The sequence below is a fragment of the Bdellovibrio bacteriovorus str. Tiberius genome (assembly GCF_000317895.1).
GTDB classification, from domain to species: Bacteria; Bdellovibrionota; Bdellovibrionia; order Bdellovibrionales; family Bdellovibrionaceae; genus Bdellovibrio; species Bdellovibrio bacteriovorus_F.
Map to the genome: position 1 here is coordinate 345,550 of NC_019567.1, position 14,878 is coordinate 360,427.

A 14,878-nucleotide genomic window follows, 5' to 3' on the forward strand; every position below is an offset into this window, starting at 1 on the left:
GTATCCATGTTGACGCCGAACGAGGCCTTGGCCAAAGCCAAAATCATTCTGGAAGAAGGGGGAGTCATCGGCTTCCCCACCGAGACCGTTTACGGTCTGGCGGCCCGTATTGATATCCCTTCGGCCATCGAAAAGATCTTTACCACCAAAGAACGTCCGTTTTTTGATCCTTTGATCGTTCATGTGGCGTCTATTGAACAGGCGAAGAAGGTCACAGCCTTCTGGGGACCGGCGTCCCAGGCTCTGGCTGAAGCTTTCTGGCCGGGTCCGCTGACCATGGTGCTGCCAAGGGATCCTTCCGTAAATGCGATGATCACTTCGGGTCTTGAATCCGTGGGTATTCGCATGCCAAATCACCCGCTGGCTTTGGAGCTGTTGCAGCAGGTGGGTGTGCCTTTGGCAGCCCCCAGTGCCAACAAGTTCGGTCGCACGTCGCCGACGTCGGCTTCGCATGTGCGCGTGGAATTCAAAAATGAAAACGTTTTCGTGGTTGATGGTGGCGATTGTGAAATCGGCATCGAATCCACAGTCTTGTTGGTTCGTCACCGTCCGGAAGGTGTGGTGCTGTCGATTCTTCGCCGCGGGCATATTCTGAAATCAGATCTTGCACGCGTGCTGGAAGAAAAAGGCCTGGCTTATGAATTCATCGAGCAGGTCGACAAGCGCGAATCCCCGGGACATATGAAGCATCACTATATGCCGCCAGTTCCGATGGTGGTGTGTCTGGATCCATCCCGCAGCCCGGAAAGTGTGTTGATGGAAGTGAATGAAAAGATCGGTGAATTGCCGGATGAAATTGAAAGCATCAAGATCATCAAACCCAAAGCGGGGATTCATTCCTATGAAATCCTGAAGCTGTCGGAAGATCCATTGCTGGCAACGCGTGAATTCTATGGTCACTTGCGTGAAGTGGCCGCACGCGGGAAAGATTGCATTTTGTTTTACCGCGAAGCCCACCAGACCGGTGAGCGCTGGGAATCCCTGTTTGACCGCCTGAATAAAGCGGCGTCTCTTATTGTCTGAGTTTTCTTTGCAAACGGAAGGTTAAAGCAGGGACCATGGAGGTGATAATCGCCATGGCAACAAGGCTTGTGAACAAAGTCATGTCGATCAGTCCGGCTTTCAAGCCGAAGGTGGCCATCAGAATTTCCATGGCGCCCCGGGCATTCAGTGACAGTCCGATGGTCATGCTGTCCGTGTGATTGAACTTGCGCCAGCGGGAAACCGCGTAGGATCCGATGATCTTTCCAGCAAAAGCAATCAACGTCACAATCGCCACCTGACGGGCATCAAAGTGCTGCGCCAGATTCAGGCCCCAGCCAATGGTGACGAAAAACACCGGAGCAAACACCCAGCGGGTGATACTTTCAAGCTGTTCGATGTGCTTTTCAGAAATCAAATTCCAGTCTGAAATGAAAAGTCCCGCCATAAAGACAAACACCGGCAGATGGGAGGCAATCCATGGTCCCATATTTTGTGGCGGCAGCAGGAACGAGAACATGATCCACGCCAGAATGTCACACAAGGTGGCCGCGCTGACGATCAGGCGGCCCAGGTTGGTGGTGTAAAGGTTTGCTTCTTTTAAAAGCTGGATGATTACCGGCAACGCGGAAACGGCCATGGCGGTTGCCACGAACAAGGTGTTGCTGCCTTCCGGAAGCAGATACAGGGCACCGATATACCCGGCAATCAATGGAAAGATGAAAGCCCCCACACTGATCCAGGAAGCTTCTTTCACATGGGCCAGAGTTTTTTTAAGACTTAGCTCTAAACCCGCGGCAAATAGAAATACATAAGCCGCGATTGTTCCCATCAAGGAAACAGTTTCGGTTTTGGGAATATTCAGCAGGGTCGGGCTTAAGATCAAACCCGCAGCAATAAACAGAAACAATTTCATTTGCGGGATTTTCTCCAGGCAAAGAAGCCCAGGGTTCCGAACGAAGTCAGGATGGCAAGGACCAGCATCACTTTGTTGCTGGTAGAGGGATCTGAAGATCCAGTGATTCCGAAATAATAGACAGCCGTTTTCAGGATGATCATGGATTGAATCATCACCCAGATATACGGCCACAGCTCACGCGCGGTCTTTTGATCCTGAGTCAGTTCTTTCACCGGCTTTTGCGCCTGAACCGGATAGTTCCAGTTGTTCTGCCGGTGATAATCCACCAAGATGGCATTCCAGCCGGAACGCAGATCTTCAAAGCTGACCGGTTTATCGCAAGTATTCAGATGTTGCGCTAAACGTTCCGCCGCATCCTTGGTCAGCAGTTCTTCAGTTTCAAGGGAGTAGTAACCCGAGCGATCTGGAGAAAGGTCCTGAGGCAGGTTCTGAATGATTTCCTTCAGGTAGCTTTCGGCTTCCTGATGAAGTGGAATATCGGAAAGTGGTTTGCGAAAAACAGCTGTTTCCATAGACGTATCCTTCTCATAGCATAGCCCTTTAATGGAACGCCAACAATATCCTGTCGCAGTTCTGACAATCTTCACATTTAAAGCCCGCTACACTGAGGTTGATCTTAAGGGGGGCCTTCGATGATCAACTCTCTGGCTTACGCAAGTCTTGAGCGAGTTTCCACGAATCTGCAGTCTTTCTATCAACTGCGTCTGAATCGCATCCATAAATTCAAAGCCAAGATCCATATTCAGTCAGAAGTGGGTCCTTTTGAAATAAAAACGGTGACCGATGTTGAAGAACTGAAAGAAGCACTGACTTTGCGTTACGAGGTCTTCCACCGTGAAATGCAGGGTAAGAAAGCCCCGACAGGGGTGGACGTCGATGAATTTGACTTCGACTGTGACCACCTGATCATCAAAGAAAAGCGCAGCAATCGGATCGTGGGAACCTATAGACTGAACTGCTCTTTGTTCACTGACGAATTTTATTCCGGCAAAGAGTTCATGATGAATGGAATTCTGGCCCAGCCGGGTGTGAAGCTTGAGCTGGGGCGCGCCTGCATTCACAAGGATTTCCGCCGCGGGGTTTTGATCTCGCTTTTGTGGCGCGGGATTGCTGAATACATGGCAGCCTCTGATTCCAAAATGCTTTTTGGTTGCGCGACGGTGAAGACGGATGATCCCCGCGATGCAGCCCTGTTGACCCGGTACTTTGAAGAGGAAGGGCGTATTGTGCCGGGGCTTCGCACCCGACCGACGCTGGCCTTTACAATGCCGATGCTGAATCACTTTTTAGAAGAAGTCCGAAGCCCTCTCACGGAGACTCAGAGAGCCCAGGCTGAGGAACTTCTTCCCCCTTTGTGCCGCGCTTACTTGAAGGCCGGAGCTTATATCGGCGGGGAGCCTGCATGGGATCGTGAATTCCAGTGCATTGACTTCTTGACGATTCTTCATCGGGAAGATTTAAATAGGACCCTGTGGAAGCGATTCAAGCTGGACTCCGCGGAGTCCTAAAACTTACTGTCTTTGTTCTGATTATCCTGACATTCATGTTGTGTTCGTACATCTGTCATCTGGTGGTGCGCGACCCGCAGAAAAGGCTTCAGCGTTTTTCAAATAACTCCCGCTTTTTCTCAGGCCTGATTCTGAAGGTTTTCAATCTGGATCTGACTGTTATCAACAAGCCAGCAAATGATCAAAAATGTCTGATCGTTTCCAATCACATGGGCTTCGTTGATATTCTGATGCTGGCGTCCTGCAGTCCGATGCTGTTTGTGACTTCCAATGAAATGCGTGAAACCCCATTCCTGGGTCTTTTGACCGAGATGGGTGGTTGCATTTACGTTGAGCGCCGCAGTCGCACGAAAATTCTGGATGAAATGAAGTCCATCGTAAACGCCCTGCGCGCAGGATTCCGCGTGGTGCTTTATCCGGAAGCGACGTCCACCAATGGTGAGCGTGTGCTGCCGTTCAAAAAAACTTTGATGATGGCGGCGGCGCAAGCCGGGGTGCCGATTCAACCGGTGGTGATCAACTTCCGTGAAGTGAACGGTGAAGACTTCAGCCTGAAGTGGCGTGATCATCTTTGCTGGTATGGGGATATCCCGTTTGCGACCTCCATGTGGAAGTCTGCGATTCTGAAATCCGTAAAGGGCGAGATCGAGTTTCTGGAGCCTATCTACTCGACCACGGATGATGATCGTGGCCTGATTGCTGACAAAGCCCACGCGGCTATTTCCGCCAAGTTTGTTCCGGTGAAGGGCTTGCCCACGGAACCCCAGCCTCCAGCCGAGATGCAGGCAGATCCGACTTGATTTAGTTCTTTCGATATGTAAATAATGTGTAAATGAGGAAGATCATTCACATCGACATGGACTGCTTTTACGCGGCTGTAGAGGTGAAGTTCCGTCCCGAACTCAAAGGCAAACCTTTGGGGATAGGCGGTCCACCGAACACCCGCAGCGTGCTGTGCACCGCGAGCTATGAAGCCCGCAAGTTCGGCGTGCGTTCGGCTATGCCTTCTTCCCAAGCGGTGCGCCTGTGTCCGCAACTGGTTTTGATTCCTCCACATTTTGACTTATATAAGGCTGAAAGCCGCAAAGTTCGCGAAATTCTTGAAAGATTCACAAACAAGATCGAGCCGCTGTCTTTGGATGAAGCCTATTTGGATGTCACCGATTGCGAGCAGTTTGGCGGCAGTGCCACCCTGATTGCGCAGGAAATCCGCCGTTTGATTTTCACCGAACTGAAGCTGACGGCGTCGGCCGGGGTGGCTCCGAACAAGTTTCTGGCCAAGATCGCCAGTGACTGGAAAAAGCCCAACGGACAGTTCGTGGTGCGCCCCCAGGATGTGGAAGGTTTCGTCAAAGATCTGCCGGTGGAAAAGATCTTTGGGGTGGGTAAGGTCACCGCCCAGAAGATGCATGATCTGGGGCTTCGCACCTGTGGCGATATTCAGAAATACACCGTTCTTGAATTGTCGCACTGGTTTGGATCGCGCGCCGCCGAGCTTTATGATTTTTCCCGCGGCATAGATCATCGTGAGGTGATCACCGAGTGGGAGCGCAAGTCCCTGACGGTGGAAGAGACCTACAACAAGGATCTTCCGACGTTGCAGGACTGTTTAAAGACGTTGCCTTCGTTGTACGAGGACTTCGTGCGCCGGATGGATCGCGGGCAGTATCACGATCGCATCAAGGGTTTGGTGATCAAACTGAAGTTTTTCGATTTCAAACAAACCACTCATGAAGAAGTCATTCATGACCTTCCCACTTTGCAGGATTTTGAACGCCTGCTTGAAAAGGCCTGGAATCGCAGGGCGGTGCCGGTGCGACTTGTGGGGCTGGGAGTTCGCTTAGGCACACAAAAGAAATCTTCCTCGGAATCCGATTCATCTCAGCTCAAGTTCGCAATTTAATCTTTATAATGGCGAAATCAGGTGGTGCATTTTTTTCTGGCATCACTGTTGCTTTACCAGTCCTTTGACCACCAGCGGGGCCACAACGGCTTCGTTTGTTTTAAGAAAGGACACCACTATGAGAAAAATCGTATTTTCCGGCCTGCTCATAGCCACCTTGTTTCGTTATTCAGGCCTTCACCGTTAGGGCTTTACAGCAAGAGCTGTCGGGTTTGTCTCCGGCTCTGGCATTGATTCCTGGCTCTATGGCGGTCATCACGGTGATGATCGTGGTTCTGCACGTCCTGGTGAATGCAGATGATCTGACTGAAGGGCAGTCGCTGCGTAAGTCGGTGGAAAAATGGCTGGTTAAGCTGTCTGATATGTTGAGAAACAAACGCTGAAAAATGGATCCTCTCTATTTGCTCACTTTTCTTTGTGAAAAGATAAAGGCAGCGATGGGAGGTAGTTATGATAAGCCTGTCAGTCGTGATCTTGGTGCTGGCAATAAGTTTTGGAGGATTCTATTTCATTCTTCGCAGCCGCAAAAACGGCTTCTTTGAAGAAGAGATTGGTAAGAAAGCTCCTCCAGGATTTCATCCGCACCATCGAACAAAATAAAAAGGTCCCGCAAGGGACCTTTTTATTTAGAAAACTTTTTTCCATTCATCTTCTTTGAATCCGACCAGATGAGTGTTGTCGCCGATGACGAACGGACGCTTCACCAGTTTGCCGTTTTCAGAAAGAAGTTTCAGGCATTCTGCCTCGGTCATGGATGGAAGCTTTTCGCTTAATTTCATTTCCTTGTACATCACACCTGAAGTGTTAAACAGGTTGCGGATGCTGCCGCCACGCTCTTTCAAAGCCGAAAGCATTTCTTTCAGCTCTTTTTGTGTCGGGGCTTTGTCGACGATCGGCAGTTTGTCGTATTTGACCTTTTTGCCGTCGAGAAATTTCAAAGCCTTCACGCAGGTGGAACACTTCGCGTACTCGTAAACCTTAAGCATTGGATTTCACCAACCAGCCGCACATTTTGTACAAAATACGCGCGCCCACGTTGCCATCCCATTCAACTTCGCCTTCAGGCAAGCCGCCGGTGGAAACTTCATTCAGGTCAAAAGCCACGATCTTGCGGCCGGAAGCATGCACTTCACGGAACAGGAAGAAGACCTGATCCACGCTCAAGCCGCCCGGAACAGGTGTGCCAGTGTGAGGGCAGAAGGCCGGATCCAGACCGTCGATATCAAAAGAGATGTACACGTTCTGCGGAAGTTCTTTGATGATGTCTTTGCAGACTTGTTCCCAGGTTTCGCCTTTCAGCATGCGGCGTTTCAGCTCCAGGTCGTAGAAGGTCTTGATGTCTTCACGGGAGTTGCTGAAGTCGTATTCTTCCTCGCAGAAGTCACGGATGCCGACTTGAACCAGCTTCTGAGGCTTTTTAGCATCAGTCATCACGTTGTACATGATGGAAGCGTGGGATTGTTTGAAGCCCTGGTAAGCCGTGCGCAGATCCGCGTGAGCATCGATGTGCAAAACGCCGAACTCGCCTTTGAGTTTATCGCTGACGGCGCGGATGGCTCCAAGCGGGGTGGAGTGATCGCCACCAACCAGACCCAGCAGCTTGCCCTTTTTCAGGACGTTAGAGCACTGGTCGTAAACCCATTGGGTCATCTCTTCGCAGGCTTCGTTCACCTGGGAAGCCAGCTTGTTCATTTTGGCTTCGTCGTCGCTCATGTTGGTGCGCATTCCGATCAGTTCCTGAGCCACGGCCTTGAACTTGTCGTTCATGTTGCACAGGTCTTCAGGGAAATCGCGCATGTGGTAGCCGACTTCGTAGGCTTTGCCGACTTCAATGTCGAAAAGGTCAATCTGTTCACTGGCTTGGCGGATGATCTGAGGCCCGCGAGAAGCGCCTTCGCCATAAGAGGTGGTTACTTCCCAGGGAACTGGAACTAGAACGACCTTGGACTCGTCTTCGGTCATCGGAATTCCGAAGATTCCGAACTCTGCAGAGATGGTGGTTGTCGGGTCGAATTTCACAGTCTTTTCAGACATTTTTTACTCCTTAAATTAGCCCCCATGGTATAGCATTTAAGCGCGGCGTCAATCGAGCAATAACTTGATTATTTTTGTCGCATAACCCATTTTAACCCAACTTTGGGAACCACTTAAATTCCCAGCGAAATTCTTTGGAGGAAACACAATGAATATGAAGGGACTCCTGGCTCTTGCACTGAGCTCAGCTTTGACAGCTCCCGCTTTCGCAGCAGCACCAAATGCTTCTGCACCAAAAGGCGGAAATTTCGTAAACAACCTTGGCGGTGAACCACCTACAGTTCATCCGATCACAAGCACAGACGTGTACGGTTCCAACGTGCAAGCAATGGTGTGTGAAGGTCTTTTGTCTCGTGACTCTGAGACTTATGACTGGAAACCTCGTTTGGCTGAGAAATGGGAAGTTTCCAAAGATAACAAAACTTTCACATTCTTCCTTCGTAAAAACGCAGTCTTCCATGACGGCAAGCCGGTAACTGCTGAAGACGTTAAGTTCTCCTTCGACGCGATCTTCGAACCAAAATATGAAGCAGCTCACCTTCGTCCATACTACGAAGGTCTTTCCAAAGTTGAAGTTGTTGACGCTCACACTGTGAAATTCACAGCTAAAGACATGTACTTCAAAAACTTTGAATCTGCTGCGGGTTTGACCATCATCCCTAAGCATATCTATGGCGATGTTGAGAAATCCAAAAAAATGAACCGTCAGTTGATCTGCACGGGCGCATACTCCATGTCCAAATTTGACCGTGGTCAAATGATCCAGTTGAAGAAATTCGACAAATGGTGGGGCTTGAGCGATCCTTTGTACAAAGGCGCTTACAACTTCGACACTGTGACTCTTCGTTTCTACAAAGACGAAAACGTTCAACTTGAGCGCGCTAAAAAAGGTGAGCTTGATTACCTTGACCTGCGTATCGAATCCTTCATGAAAAAAACTGAAGGCGCTCCTTGGGGCAAAACTGTTCTTAAGCACAAAGTTGCGAACAGCGCTCCTAAGTCTTACGGTTTTGTGGGCTGGAACTTCCGCAAAGAATTGTTCCAGGACAAAAACGTGCGTGTGGCTTTGGCTCACCTGTTGAACCGTGAAGAGATGAACAAAAAGTTCCGTTATGGCATGTCTGACCTTGCCAATGGCGCGGTTTACATCAAATCCGAATACAACCCAGGCAACAAAGCTTTGGAATTCAATCCGAAGAAAGCTCAGGAATTGCTGGCTAAAGCCGGTTGGGCTGACGCTGATAAAAACGGTGTTCTTGAAAAAACCGTTAACGGCAAGAAATCTGAGTTCAAGTTCACTTTGATCTATCCTAATAAAGACGTAGAGAAATATTGGACTATGTACCGTGAAGACCTGAAAAAAGCGGGTATCGACATGGAACTTAAGTATCTTGAGTGGAACTCCTTCCTGAAGCTGGTTGACGAAGGTAACTTCGACGCTGTGACCATGGCTTGGGGTGGTGGTTCTGTTGATCCGGATCCAAAACAAATCTGGCACTCTTCCGGTGCGATCCCGGGTGGTTCTAACTTCATCGGTTACAAAAACCCTGAAGTTGACAAGCTGATCGACGAAGCTCGCGTTGAGCCGAATAAAGCAAAACGTGTTGTTAAGTTGAAAGAAGTTTACAGAAGAATCGCTGAAGACGCTCCATACGCGTTCCTGTTCAACGACAAGTACGTATTCTATGCAAATTCTTCACGCATGGGCACTCCTGCAGAGACATTTAAGTACGAAATTGGTACAGACTACTGGTGGATGAAGCCTCAATAGGCTTCTTCCTCTGGATTTGTTCATCTGTCTCTTATTAGTTTGGGAGTAGGGCTTTGATCGTTTACCTGATTCGCCGATTACTACTGATGATCCCGACATTCTTCGGGATCACCATCATGACTTTCGTTCTTATCAATCTGGCTCCGGGCAGCCCCATTGAACAGAAACTGCAAGCTATTCGCTTCGGTTCTGCAGGTGGCGGCGGCGGGGCTGCTGGCGTTAACAGTCGCGGTGATTCCGCAGTTAACGAAGAAGTGATTGAGGCCTTGAAGAAACAATACGGTTTCGACAAGCCTTTGCACGAACGTTACATCATCTGGCTTAAAAATCTGTCCCGTTTGGATTTCGGTGAAAGCTTCACCTACCAGGAACCGGTCATTGATGTGATCAAAAGTAAGTTCCCGGTGTCCTTGCAGTTCGGTATCGCCTCTTTGATCCTGACTTATCTGGTGTGTATCCCTCTGGGTGTTCGCAAGGCCATCAAGGCCGGCGGCGCGTTTGACCGTATCACCACTATTATTCTGAATCTAACGTACTCCATCCCTCCATTGGTTTTGGGTATCTTCCTGATCGTTGTGTTCGCCGGGAAACTGAATATGTTCCCATTGGGCGGTTTGCACTCGGACGATTACGAAGTGCTGACTACGTGGGGTAAGATCGTGGATCGCGCGCACCACTTTGTGCTGCCGTTGATCTGTTACATGATCGGTGGTTTCACAGAGCTTTCCACTTTGATGCGAAATTCCATGCTGGATGTTGTGAAGTCCGACTTTGTTCGTACAGCGCGCGCCAAGGGTCTTTCTGACAATGTGGTTATCTTCAAGCACGCTCTTCGCAATGCTTTGATCCCGATCGCAACCGGTTTGGGTGGCTTCTTCGGGGCTTTCCTGGCGGGTTCTTTGATCATCGAACAGATGTTCAATTTGGACGGTATCGGTTTGCTGGGCTATCAGTCCATCATGGCACGTGATTATAACGTGATCATGGGTCTGACATTTATTTCGTCTTTGCTTTTGATGTTCGGACGTATTTTCTCTGACATCATTTATGTTCTTATTGATCCAAGGATTGACTTCAAATGATCGAAAAATATCTTATTCGCAATGAATTGACGCTGAAGAGATATAAGCGATTTAAGCGCGACCGTGTCGCTGTTGTCTCTGTTTGGATTCTTTTGGCTATGTTCTTCGTGAGCTTCACGGCGGAACTTTGGGCCAACAATCACCCCCACGTGATGAGCTACAACGGGAAGCTGTTCTTCCCATTGTTCAAGGACTATCACCCAACTGCTTTCGGCCGTGATGACATCTATGTGATGGACTATCGCGAGCTTGAAATGAAAGAGGGTGATTGGGCTGTATGGCCGGTCATTCAGTGGGACCCGTATGAAAGCAACAAGCTTGTGGATACATATCCATCCCCTCCAACCAAGGTAAACTGGTTGGGTACGGATGAGAGCGGTCGTGACGTGATGACTCGTCTGTTGTACGGCTTCCGTTACACGATGTTGTTCGCGATCGGATCCTGGTTGGCGACTTATGCTATCGGTATCACGATCGGTGCGGTCATGGGTTACATGGGCGGCAAGACCGATTTGATTGGTCAGCGTCTGGTTGAGATCGTGGAAAGTACTCCGATTCTGATTGTTCTTTTGACCATCATCTCGATCTTTACTCCAAGCTTGCCGTTGTTGATCGGGTTCTTTGCGATCTTCAGCTGGACCGGGATTTCTGCTTACATGCGTGCCCAGTTCCTGTCTTTGAGAAAGCGTGAGTACGTTGAGGCTGCGAAAGCGATTGGTGCAAATCATTCCCGCATCATCGGTAAACACATCCTGCCGAATGGTCTGACTCCGATTGTGACGTTTGCGCCGTTCTTTATCGCTGGTGGCGTGAATACGTTGTCCTTCCTGGATTACCTGGGCTTGGGTCTTCGTCCGCCGACTCCTTCTTGGGGGGAGTTGCTGGCTCAGGCTCAAAAATGGTTCACGATTGCAGAGTGGATTGTTTGGGGACCGATGGTGGCTCTGGTTCTGACTCTGACCTTGTTGATCAACATCGGTCTTGCAGTCCGCGACGCTTTCGACTCCAAAATGTAATTAAAGAAAAAGGTGGCTCAGGCCACCTTTTTTTATATATGCTCCAAGCAATTACCAATTTAGTTTCGGGGGAATCATGAAAGCTGTCTTGTTCGCTCTCGTATCTGTGTTCGCAATGTCTGCTCAGGCTCAAGTTCTTGGTAAAATCAAAGGTGCTGGCGAAATGACAGCCAAGTACTTCCGTTTGGATGGCTCTGCTGACGTTCGTAACGTAAAATGCACAGTGGCTTTGAATTTGGATCAAACCCCTGAAAATGTTGAACTTGGTTTTTCTTTTTATGAGTGCGAACAGCTGGGTGGCTGGAATGATCTGCCGGTGTCCTTGAAAATCGACGGCAACAAGCTGGTAAACTCCAAAGGCATAGAGCAGGGTCGTATCTATGCGGATGGCACTGTTGAGTTCACAAGCCTGTCCCGTTCCCAGGTGACCTACAACGACAACAAGTATGATGGTTTCTGCCGTTTGTACTCGTTCGAGAAAAAGACTTTGAATCGGGACACTGTGATCAAATACAAGTTTGTAAAAACCGCTGCTGGATACGAAATGAGCCGTGAGGTTTCCGAGGACCGTCTGGCTTATAAATCCCGCCGTGATTATCCACGGTGTCCTGCGGTTGTGATCCCAACTGCGGTTAAAATGACCTCCAGTCTCAATGCGGGTCTAAAGTAATATATCAGTTCGAGATTCTTTTCATTCTTGAGGGGCTTGCATAGTCCCTCAATACTTTCCCCCTAACCTGATCCCATCAAACGCACGTGTTCGTGCGGGGGGATCTTATGATGTCCAAAAGGATGTACGCGGGAATCTGGGGATTGTTTCTGGCTCTGATGCTGAGCTCTTGTAAAACGCCGGTGTCTTTCACTGATGATTTCAGTTCTAAAACCTCTGAAGAAACCACCACAACAGACGATTCCACCAGCGATGACAATGCTGATGATTCCACTGACGACCCCAGTGATGATTCGGAAACGGTGCCTGATTCCGAGGTGGTCGGCGAGGTCTGCGACCAGTTGGATTCTGACTCTCACAACGCAGCTCTGGGCGATATCATGCAGGATCCTTTCTTAAATATATCCTTTGCTTCGGGCAAGGGTCTGGTTTTGCCCAAAGGCTCTTGTGTAAAACGAACGGTGAAAGAGGACTCGGACACTCGTCGCGAGATCTTGTATGAATATTCCTGCCGCGAAGTTAAAGGCGTCGTGAATCTGATCAGCACCCGTGAAGAAGAAAACGGCGTCGTGATCTCGGTGATCGATACCGATGTTGATGTTTATGGTAAGGCGGGCTTGATTCGAAACATTCAGTCCACTCACACCCACACGCGCCTTGCCAGCGGGGCGATTCAGATTGATCGCGAGTTTGAGGAAACCTCCACCTTGGAGGGTGTTCAGCATCAGATCACCGGAGTTTCCTTCTATGATTTCATCCCCGACGAAGACGCAGCCAAAGGCGCAGGTTTTGTTCAGATCAGTGGGAATGTCAGCCATGTGAAGGGCGGCGTGACCCAGAACGTGTACAGTGTTTCTTCGGACGGTCTGCACCGTGCGGCCTGCGGGTTTGATGATGGGGTCGTGACGATGAGATCTTCTGATAAAATCACAACGGTCGCATATTCGGGTTGTGGAAAGCCTGCGATCACTCAAGCCGATACGGAAGTGGTTGAGTGATGGTTAAAAAAAAGCGGCGAACTGTTGTTCGCCGCTTTGAAGTTTTCCAAAAAAGAACCAGGAACCTTTTGGGTTACTCGGCTTCTTCCAGGTATGTGTAACCGGAAAGACCTTCTTCGTAGTGCTTGATCAGAAGTTTGGCTTCTTGTTTGGTGATCGAGCCTCGCTGGATGGATTCTTCCGTCGCCTGACGAACGCTGTCGACCATTTCAGAGCGGCCGTACTGAACGTAAGACAGAACCTCAGTCACCGTGTCGCCTGGAACGTAGTGGTCAATAGTGTAGCCCACGCCGTTCAAAGAGATGTGAACTGCATCAGTATCCCCGAACAAGTTGTGCAAATCGCCCAGGATCTCCTGGTAGGCGCCGGTCAGGAACACACCCATGTAGTACTGCTGGCCATCAGTGAACTGATGCAGGCGGATGGTTTCTTTCGGTTCGCCGGAAGCTGTGTCGATGAACTTTTCAATCACACCGTCAGAGTCACACGTCAGATCCGCCAAAGTCGCTTCACGTTTAGGCTCTTCGCCCAGACGGTGAATAGGGATCACCGGGAACAACTGACCTACCGCCCATGAATCCGGTACAGACTGGAACACAGAGAAGTTGGAGAAGTAAGTGTCACACAGCTCTTTACCCAGAGCCGCCACGATGTCTTCGCAATCCGGAGTCGCGCGCGCCAGTTTGATCATCTTGGTTGCGATCGCAAAGTACATGGATTCACACCATGCACGCTGTTCAAGGCTTAGGACGCCGTAAGTGAACAATTGCAGAGTTTCTTGTTTGGCCTGTTCAAGGTCATTGAAGCACTCGTTGATATTGTCTTTATTCACCTTTTCATAGATGTACTGCATGTCCTGCATGATGGAATGATCCGCTTTCGTCGCTGGACGAGGCGGTTCATGGCGGTGAAGATCGTTCACGCCCATCACGTTGAACACCAAAACCGAGTGGTGAGCCACCAGGAAGCGGCCGGACTCAGTCACGATGTTTGGATGTGGAATGCCTTTTTCATCACACAATGTCTGAAGCACAGACACGATGTCGTTGGCGTATTCCTGCTCAGAATAGTTCACAGAGCTGTCAGAGTGGCCGGAACCGTCATAGTCCACACCCAGACCGCCGCCCACGTCGATGTACTTCAGGCCTGCGCCCATTTTGTACAGCTCAGTGTAGAAGCGTGCGCCCTCTTTCAAAGAGGACTTGATGGACTGGATCTGAGGAACCTGAGAGCCAATGTGGTAGTGCAGCAGTTCCAGGCAATCCAGCATGCCTTCGTTTTTCAGGAACTCAACGCCTTCCACGATTTCAGTCGAAGTCAGACCGAACTTGGAGCGGGCACCAGAGGAGTCAACCCATTTGCCGGCACCCTGAGTGTTCAGCTTCGCCCGGAAACCGATTTTTGGACGGGCGTTGAACTTTTTCGCCACGTCCACGATCATTTTCAATTCTTCTTTACGATCCACCACGATGATGGTGTTGCGGCCCAGTTTCTGAGACAGGATCGCAGTTTCGATGTATTCCCAGTCTTTGAAGCCGTTGCAGATGATCAGCGCGTCCGGAGTGTTCATCAAAGCCAGAACAACCAGAAGCTCAGGCTTGGAGCCTGCTTCAAGACCCATGGAGTAGTCTTTGCCGTATTTCACCAGCTCCTGAACCAGGTGACGCTGTTGATTCACCTTGATCGGGTAAACGCCACGGTACTGGCCTTTGTAACCATGATCAGCAAATGCTTTTTGGAAGCAGCCGTTCAAAAGCTCCACGCGGGATTTAATAATTTCCGGAAAACGAATCATGATGGGAACGCGGATACCGCGGTCCAAAAGATCTTGGGTCAGCTCATGCAGATCCACTGTCGGACCTGTGGCACCCATCGGAGTGACAGCAACATTGCCTGCGCTGTTAATTCTGAAATAACCGTTGCCCCAGTTGTTGATCCCATAAAGCTCAGCGCTTTTTTCAGGACTCCAATTAGACATCTCTTCTGGCCCTCACGA

The 14,878-nt window shown here is 49.7% G+C and carries 16 protein-coding genes; 11 read left to right on the forward strand and 5 right to left on the reverse strand.

The genetic code is table 11. The features are described from left to right. The first annotated feature begins 6 nt into the window (after nt 1-6). Nucleotides 7-1,023 (forward strand): L-threonylcarbamoyladenylate synthase, encoded by a 1,017-nt coding sequence (locus BDT_RS01720; protein WP_015089531.1) that lies wholly within the window; start codon nt 7-9, stop codon nt 1,021-1,023. On the opposite strand, the gene BDT_RS01725 is transcribed toward BDT_RS01720, so the two are convergent. Further along, nucleotides 1,013-1,897: a cation:proton antiporter gene (locus BDT_RS01725; RefSeq protein WP_015089532.1), complete on the reverse strand. Its 885-nt coding sequence runs from the start codon at nt 1,895-1,897 to the stop codon at nt 1,013-1,015. The genes BDT_RS01720 and BDT_RS01725 overlap by 11 nt on opposite strands. Then, on the reverse strand, nt 1,894-2,412 hold the full coding sequence (locus BDT_RS01730) for a hypothetical protein (protein WP_015089533.1): 519 nt from the start codon (nt 2,410-2,412) through the stop codon (nt 1,894-1,896). The genes BDT_RS01725 and BDT_RS01730 overlap by 4 nt, the downstream gene beginning before the upstream one ends. A 120-nt stretch (nt 2,413-2,532) precedes the next feature. On the opposite strand from BDT_RS01730, the gene BDT_RS01735 reads away from it, so the two are divergent. From BDT_RS01735 to BDT_RS19265, 5 genes are all read left to right on the forward strand, one after another. Next, on the forward strand, nt 2,533-3,408 hold the full coding sequence (locus BDT_RS01735) for a GNAT family N-acetyltransferase (protein WP_015089534.1): 876 nt from the start codon (nt 2,533-2,535) through the stop codon (nt 3,406-3,408). Beyond that, nucleotides 3,372-4,208 carry a lysophospholipid acyltransferase family protein gene (locus BDT_RS01740; protein ID WP_235046226.1) on the forward strand — a complete coding sequence of 279 codons (837 nt, stop codon included), beginning with the start codon at nt 3,372-3,374 and terminating at the stop codon, nt 4,206-4,208. The genes BDT_RS01735 and BDT_RS01740 overlap by 37 nt, the downstream gene beginning before the upstream one ends. A gap of 32 nt (nt 4,209-4,240) precedes the next feature. Continuing rightward, on the forward strand, nt 4,241-5,311 hold the full coding sequence (gene dinB / locus BDT_RS01745) for a DNA polymerase IV (protein WP_015089536.1): 1,071 nt from the start codon (nt 4,241-4,243) through the stop codon (nt 5,309-5,311). Nucleotides 5,312-5,523: 212 nt separating this feature from the next. Beyond that, entirely contained in the window at nt 5,524-5,694 is a 171-nt protein-coding gene (locus tag BDT_RS19260) for a hypothetical protein (protein ID WP_015089538.1), read from the forward strand. 67 nt (nt 5,695-5,761) lie between these two features. After that, complete coding sequence (locus tag BDT_RS19265; RefSeq protein ID WP_158320216.1) at nt 5,762-5,911, forward strand: hypothetical protein; 150 nt, start codon at nt 5,762-5,764, stop codon at nt 5,909-5,911. A gap of 26 nt (nt 5,912-5,937) precedes the next feature. On the opposite strand, the gene BDT_RS01750 is transcribed toward BDT_RS19265, so the two are convergent. After that, a complete protein-coding gene (locus BDT_RS01750; RefSeq protein WP_041576838.1) occupies nt 5,938-6,297 on the reverse strand; it encodes an arsenate reductase family protein in 360 nt (119 codons plus the stop codon). Next, nucleotides 6,290-7,345, reverse strand: coding sequence for an agmatinase family protein (locus BDT_RS01755; RefSeq protein WP_015089541.1), 1,056 nt, complete (start codon nt 7,343-7,345; stop codon nt 6,290-6,292). Before BDT_RS01755 ends, BDT_RS01750 begins: the two co-directional genes overlap by 8 nt. A gap of 154 nt (nt 7,346-7,499) precedes the next feature. On the opposite strand from BDT_RS01755, the gene BDT_RS01760 reads away from it, so the two are divergent. The 5 genes from BDT_RS01760 (at nt 7,500) to BDT_RS01780 (ending at nt 12,882) form a co-directional block, all read left to right on the forward strand. Further along, nucleotides 7,500-9,116 (forward strand): peptide-binding protein, encoded by a 1,617-nt coding sequence (locus tag BDT_RS01760; protein ID WP_235046227.1) that lies wholly within the window; start codon nt 7,500-7,502, stop codon nt 9,114-9,116. Between the two features lie 53 nt (nt 9,117-9,169). Beyond that, nucleotides 9,170-10,198 (forward strand): ABC transporter permease subunit, encoded by a 1,029-nt coding sequence (locus BDT_RS01765; RefSeq protein WP_148278663.1) that lies wholly within the window; start codon nt 9,170-9,172, stop codon nt 10,196-10,198. Beyond that, the gene (locus BDT_RS01770; RefSeq protein WP_015089545.1) at nt 10,195-11,214 is read left to right on the forward strand and encodes an ABC transporter permease subunit; all 1,020 of its coding nucleotides are present in this window, start codon (nt 10,195-10,197) and stop codon (nt 11,212-11,214) included. The genes BDT_RS01765 and BDT_RS01770 overlap by 4 nt, the downstream gene beginning before the upstream one ends. Before the next feature lie 76 nt (nt 11,215-11,290). Further along, nucleotides 11,291-11,884, forward strand: a complete 594-nt coding sequence (locus BDT_RS01775) for a hypothetical protein (protein ID WP_041576844.1) — start codon at nt 11,291-11,293, stop codon at nt 11,882-11,884. Nucleotides 11,885-11,991: 107 nt separating this feature from the next. After that, entirely contained in the window at nt 11,992-12,882 is an 891-nt protein-coding gene (locus tag BDT_RS01780) for a hypothetical protein (RefSeq protein ID WP_041576845.1), read from the forward strand. 73 nt (nt 12,883-12,955) lie between these two features. Here the strand turns inward: BDT_RS01780 and speA are convergent, their stop codons facing one another. Then, a complete protein-coding gene (speA, locus tag BDT_RS01785) occupies nt 12,956-14,860 on the reverse strand; it encodes a biosynthetic arginine decarboxylase (RefSeq protein WP_015089548.1) in 1,905 nt (634 codons plus the stop codon). Nucleotides 14,861-14,878 lie beyond the last annotated feature (18 nt).

What these genes read in the sequence shown, in the direction of transcription:
- BDT_RS01720 (WP_015089531.1), top strand. Translation starts at nt 7, where the DNA reads ATGTTGACGCCGAACGAGGCCTTGGCCAAAGCCAAAATCATTCTGGAA.
- BDT_RS01725 (WP_015089532.1), bottom strand. Translation starts at nt 1,897, where the DNA reads ATGAAATTGTTTCTGTTTATTGCTGCGGGTTTGATCTTAAGCCCGACC.
- BDT_RS01730 (WP_015089533.1), bottom strand. Translation starts at nt 2,412, where the DNA reads ATGGAAACAGCTGTTTTTCGCAAACCACTTTCCGATATTCCACTTCAT.
- BDT_RS01735 (WP_015089534.1), top strand. Translation starts at nt 2,533, where the DNA reads ATGATCAACTCTCTGGCTTACGCAAGTCTTGAGCGAGTTTCCACGAAT.
- dinB (WP_015089536.1), top strand. Translation starts at nt 4,241, where the DNA reads ATGAGGAAGATCATTCACATCGACATGGACTGCTTTTACGCGGCTGTA.
- BDT_RS19265 (WP_158320216.1), top strand. Translation starts at nt 5,762, where the DNA reads ATGATAAGCCTGTCAGTCGTGATCTTGGTGCTGGCAATAAGTTTTGGA.
- BDT_RS01750 (WP_041576838.1), bottom strand. Translation starts at nt 6,297, where the DNA reads ATGCTTAAGGTTTACGAGTACGCGAAGTGTTCCACCTGCGTGAAGGCT.
- BDT_RS01755 (WP_015089541.1), bottom strand. Translation starts at nt 7,345, where the DNA reads ATGTCTGAAAAGACTGTGAAATTCGACCCGACAACCACCATCTCTGCA.
- BDT_RS01760 (WP_235046227.1), top strand. Translation starts at nt 7,500, where the DNA reads ATGAAGGGACTCCTGGCTCTTGCACTGAGCTCAGCTTTGACAGCTCCC.
- BDT_RS01770 (WP_015089545.1), top strand. Translation starts at nt 10,195, where the DNA reads ATGATCGAAAAATATCTTATTCGCAATGAATTGACGCTGAAGAGATAT.
- BDT_RS01775 (WP_041576844.1), top strand. Translation starts at nt 11,291, where the DNA reads ATGAAAGCTGTCTTGTTCGCTCTCGTATCTGTGTTCGCAATGTCTGCT.
- BDT_RS01780 (WP_041576845.1), top strand. Translation starts at nt 11,992, where the DNA reads ATGATGTCCAAAAGGATGTACGCGGGAATCTGGGGATTGTTTCTGGCT.
- speA (WP_015089548.1), bottom strand. Translation starts at nt 14,860, where the DNA reads ATGTCTAATTGGAGTCCTGAAAAAAGCGCTGAGCTTTATGGGATCAAC.